Annotated in this window: 7 protein-coding genes, 1 other RNA gene and 1 pseudogene; 6 read left to right on the top strand and 3 right to left on the bottom strand. The window is 66.8% G+C overall.

The features are described from left to right. A partial coding sequence (locus E8A12_RS10050; protein WP_293368216.1) for a DEAD/DEAH box helicase family protein occupies window positions 1-294 on the top strand: 294 nt, incomplete at its 5' end. On the opposite strand, the gene E8A12_RS10045 is transcribed toward E8A12_RS10050, so the two are convergent. Both E8A12_RS10045 and E8A12_RS10040 read right to left on the bottom strand, forming a co-directional pair. After that, window positions 249-569, bottom strand: coding sequence for a DUF6665 family protein (locus tag E8A12_RS10045; protein WP_293368214.1), 321 nt, complete (start codon window positions 567-569; stop codon window positions 249-251). The two genes, E8A12_RS10050 and E8A12_RS10045, sit on opposite strands and share 46 nt — an antisense overlap. Before the next feature lie 52 nt (window positions 570-621). Further along, window positions 622-987, bottom strand: coding sequence for a SnoaL-like domain-containing protein (locus E8A12_RS10040; RefSeq protein WP_293368212.1), 366 nt, complete (start codon window positions 985-987; stop codon window positions 622-624). 122 nt (window positions 988-1,109) lie between these two features. On the opposite strand from E8A12_RS10040, the gene ilvN reads away from it, so the two are divergent. Next, entirely contained in the window at window positions 1,110-1,661 is a 552-nt protein-coding gene (gene ilvN, locus E8A12_RS10035) for an acetolactate synthase small subunit (RefSeq protein ID WP_293368210.1), read from the top strand. 29 nt (window positions 1,662-1,690) lie between these two features. On the opposite strand, the gene E8A12_RS10030 is transcribed toward ilvN, so the two are convergent. Further along, window positions 1,691-2,305, bottom strand: coding sequence for a septation protein IspZ (locus tag E8A12_RS10030; RefSeq protein WP_293368208.1), 615 nt, complete (start codon window positions 2,303-2,305; stop codon window positions 1,691-1,693). Window positions 2,306-2,432: 127 nt separating this feature from the next. Between E8A12_RS10030 and ssrA the strand changes: the two genes are divergently transcribed. The 4 genes and pseudogenes from ssrA to E8A12_RS10010 all read left to right on the top strand — a co-directional run. Further along, window positions 2,433-2,792, top strand: a transfer-messenger RNA (tmRNA) gene (gene ssrA / locus E8A12_RS10025). Between the two features lie 150 nt (window positions 2,793-2,942). After that, window positions 2,943-3,440 (top strand): ClpXP protease specificity-enhancing factor SspB, encoded by a 498-nt coding sequence (locus E8A12_RS10020; protein ID WP_293368206.1) that lies wholly within the window; start codon window positions 2,943-2,945, stop codon window positions 3,438-3,440. Between the two features lie 10 nt (window positions 3,441-3,450). Next, a complete protein-coding gene (locus E8A12_RS10015; protein ID WP_293368204.1) occupies window positions 3,451-3,921 on the top strand; it encodes a PaaI family thioesterase in 471 nt (156 codons plus the stop codon). A 2-nt stretch (window positions 3,922-3,923) separates the two neighbouring features. Continuing rightward, window positions 3,924-4,340: pseudogene (locus tag E8A12_RS10010) on the top strand (peptidase C13); the annotation flags it as partial.

Genomic DNA, 4,340 nt, shown 5'->3' with positions numbered 1-4,340 from the left:
CACACGACTGGCTCCGGCAAGTCGCTGTCGATGGCCTTTCTAGTGGGCATCCTCCGTCGCCTGCCCGAGCTGGAGAACCCGACGTTCGTGGTCCAGGTGGACCGAAACGACCTTGATGACCAGCTCCACGACCAGTTCGTGGCGGTGCGCTCCCTTGTCGGGGCGGTGAATCAGGCCGAGAGTGTGTCTGATCTCCGCACCTTGCTGAAGACCGATAATATTTCAGAGCTTGACCTCAGGACGCGGCCTCAGCGGATGCCCAGGCGCGCCATCACCTCGCGCGGGATCTGGTAGTCGGCGACGATCTGGGCGCGGTCGCGCAGGCCCATCACCTCGCGCTGGACGAAGTAGCACCAGACCGCGTCGGCGGCCTTCTTCAGCGCCTCGGCGCGGCCTTCGCCTTCATGCTCGCGCAGAGCCCTGAGCGCGGCCTCGGCCTTGCGCCCCATCCGTCCGAGCGCGGCGGCCTGCTCCTCGGCCACTTCAAATTGGAACGCGGCCTCGGCCCCGTCGCCCGTGGGACGCCTCAGCAGGTTGAACAGCATCTCGCGCGACGGCATGGCCCCCATGTTGGCGCCAAGTCGCCGCCGCGCAAGCGACCGCTGCTCACAGGCCCCGCGACTATTGGCCGTAGAAGAACCGCTCCTCGGCGATCTTGCCGTCCTTGATCGTGTAGACGGCCATCTCGTCCATGGTGATCCGCTGGCCGCTGGCCTTCTGGGTGATGTCCATCTTGAAGCGGACCACGAACTGGTCGCCGTTGACGTAGGGTCCTTCGACCTCGACGCCATGGACGTCGTGGTTCTCAGCCCACCACACGCCCTTGCCGCGCGCGGCGTCGATGCCGCGGCTGACCGGGTCGCCGCCGCCCGGCGCGCCGGACTCGACGCTGACCACGTCCTGGGCCCAGTACTTCTCGCCGCTCTCGGCGAACTTGCCCTGGCTGCACAGCGCGACCAGATCGGTGGCGATCTCTTGGGTTGTCATGGCGGTCTCCCTTGGTTGCCTGTCTTGAAGACGCACCACGCGGCGCGAGTTCGACACCGCAGCTCTAGACCCGGTTCATGACAGCGTACTGGCAGCAGCGTTCGGCGGAGCTATAAGGACCCATGACCGACACGACCCAGCCCGCCTCCGTCTACGATCTGGCCCATTCCGACGAGGTCGAGAGCCTGGCGACCTTCGCCGTCCTGGTGGACAACGAGCCCGGCGTGCTGCACCGCCTGGTCGGCCTGTTCGCGGCGCGCGGCTACAACATCGAGAGCCTGACGGTCGCCGAGACCGACCACAACGCCCACACCAGCCGCGTCACCATCGTCACCCGCGGCACCCCCCAGGTGCTGGCCCAGATCGAGGCGCAGCTGACCAAGATGGTCTCGACCCGCCACGTGCAGGACGTGACCCGCGACCCCAACGGCCTGGAGCGCGAGCTGGCGCTGATCAAGGTCGCGGGCTCCGGCGCCGAGCGGGTTGAGGCGCTCCGCGTGGCCGACATCTTCCGCGCCCGGGTGATCGACACGACCCACACCAGCTTCGTCTTCGAACTGACCGGCGCCCCCTCGAAGATCGACAAGTTCGCCGACCTGATGCGGCCGCTGGGCCTGGTGGAGATCTCCCGCACCGGTGTGCTGTCGATCCAGCGCGGCGTCGAGGTTCTCTAGCCTGTCGCAATCGAGCGTCGAGCCGGAAGCTACGCCGCTTCGGCGGTCGCCTGGGCCGCCGCGGGCTCCGCAGCCTTGGCCGCCAGCGCCCGCTGGCCGGCGCGCTGGCGGCGATAGCCGATGTAGCGGACGCTGCCGAAGTGGACGGCGAACATCAGGCCCTTTGAGGCCAGCGGCGCGACGGCGATGAAGGCCGGCCAGTCGGCGGGCAGGCTCCAGGCGATCAGGCCGTTGGCGACCCCGGTGACGAACATCAGGGCGGACCAGGCATAGCCCCAGCCAATCTGCAGGTCGGCCACGTGCTCCACCGCGTCGGCCGGCAGATAGCGGATCATCCACCCGCGGCGCAGCATCACGACGCCGATGGCGAAGTAGATGATAGTCGGCTTGATCATCAGGAAGCGCGGGTCGTTGGTGAGTATGCCCAGGGTCCCGAACAGCACCACCAGGCCGAGCGACGCCCACTGGAGAAGCTCGACGGGCCGTTTCAGCGCCTTTTGCACCAGGACCTGTCCGACGCCGATCAGGAGCGCCGCGCCCGTGGCCACGGCCACGTCCACATGCAACGCCATCAGGACCGCAAAGACGATGGTCGGGAAGAAGTCGGAGAGCAGCGGCCGCACCGCGAAAAGCAGGTCTTTCATCGAATTCTCCAGCAAAAACTTGTGCCTGGGAACCTAGCTGGGCGGCAGGACGCGCCGAAGTCCGCTCACGAAGCGCGCGCGGCGATTGGCGGAAAACACCCTGCCATCCACGCTTCGCGAACGGGAGAGTCTTCTTTTCCTAAAGCCTGCGGCCTATATTGGTCGGGTCAGGGCTTGCTCTGACTATGGAGATAAACGCGCACGCAATAAGCGGACTGGACCCGGGTGCGATTCCCGGCGGCTCCACCAATCTTCACCGGGTTATCGCCGGGATGTGAGGGGCCGATCAGCATCGACAGACGTCTAAAGGTGTTGCTTTCTTCCGGCCTGACCCACCGTTCCGGGTCTTAAACTAACTGCGAACGATAACTTCGCTGGAGAAGTCCGCCTGGCCGCGTAAGCGGTTCGACGGTTCTCAATCTAAGTCCTAGGGGTTCAGATCCTTAGGCGGGGCCCGGAGGGCGCCTGCCAACAGAAGCCCTCCACCTACATTGCGGTAAGCGCCCTCCCTTTTCCGGGCAGGGGGGCGAGGCGCCTGACGACAGATGCCTCCCACCTTTCCTCATCTCACCCTATCTACGGCTTTGCGCGGTGCAGCGCAGGCGTTAGGTTCGCGATTGCGTTCGTTGGAGACCCCATGGCCCAGGACCCGCCGGCCCAGGACTTGATGCGCTATGAGGCCATGGCGCAGGACGCCTTGCGTGGGGTTGTCAAAACCGCTCTCAAGCGTGCGGCTGCGCCCGAAGGCCTGCCCGGCGCGCACCACTTCTACATCACCTTCAAGACCGACGCCCCGGGCGTCTCGGGGCCGCCGGACCTGCTCGGCAAATACCCCGACGAGATGACGATCGTCCTGCAGCACCAGTACTGGGACCTGGCGCCCGGCGAGACCTTCTTCTCGGTGACCCTGCAGTTCGGCGGCCAGCCAAAGCGCCTGAGCGTGCCCTATGCGGCCGTGACCCGTTTCTACGATCCGAGCGTCCAGTTCCTGCTGCAGTTCGAGGCGCCGGCCGCCGCCGAGGGCAAGGCCGCCGAGTCGGAACCCAAAGCCGCGGCCGCCAGCGACGATGCTGAGACGTCGCCCGCCGATGGCGAGGCCAAGGTCGTGTCCCTCGACCAGTTCCGGAAGAAATGAGCCACCGCGCATGACCGACGTCGCCAGCGCCGAACCGGTGACCCTCACCGACGCCGAGATCCTGGAGCGCTTCCTGCGCACCAAGAACCAGCCCACCGGCTCCCAGACGCTTGGCTTCAGGATGCTCTCGGTGAATCAGGCGACGAAGACCGTCGAGGTCGAGTTCGACGCCAAGGCCGAGCTTCTGCTCAACCCGATGAAACAGATCCAGGGCGGCTTCCTCTGCGCCATGCTGGACGAATGCATGAGCGTCGCCTGCATGGTGGCCTCCGGCATGACCGCCGTGGCCCCGACGCTGGAAATGAAGACCAGCTTCTTCCGCCCCGGCCTGCCCGGCAAGCTGCGCGGCGTTGGACGGGTGGCCAAGTGGGGCCGCCAGGTCGCCTTCACCGAAGGCGAGCTCTACGACGCCGACGGACGGCTGCTGGCCAAGGCCACCGGCACGGCCATCCCGACCCCGTTCCAGAACTACAAGAAGTAGCCGTGCGGGGTCTGGCGGGTCTGGCGTGGGTGATCGGCCTGCTCTGCCTGGCCGCGGCGCCGGCCGCTTCGGCCACGCCGTTCAGCGACTGGAGCTGGGTGGTGGTGGCCGGCGACTGGCACGCCCACTCCGGCGGACCGTCCGAGGCCTTTGACAACACCCGCCGGGACGTGATCACCGAGTTCGAAAAGGCCGGTTTCGACGCCGCCAACCTCAGGCAGTTCTCGGTCCGGCCGGAACGCTACCCCGACGCCCATGCCGAGAAGTCTGCGCCACAGGGCATCTATGACGCGCTGTCCGACCTGACGGCCAAGGCGCAGGGCGGCTGCCTGATCTATTTCAGCTCGCACGGCGCGCCGATGGGCGTGGTGGTCGACCAGCAGTTCCTGCCGCCCGGTGTGCTGGCCAACATGGTCGAC

It is taken from the genome of Phenylobacterium sp., from assembly GCF_004799395.1.
Taxonomy (GTDB): domain Bacteria; phylum Pseudomonadota; class Alphaproteobacteria; order Caulobacterales; family Caulobacteraceae; genus Phenylobacterium.
This window is presented reverse-complemented; position numbering and strand designations above follow the sequence as displayed.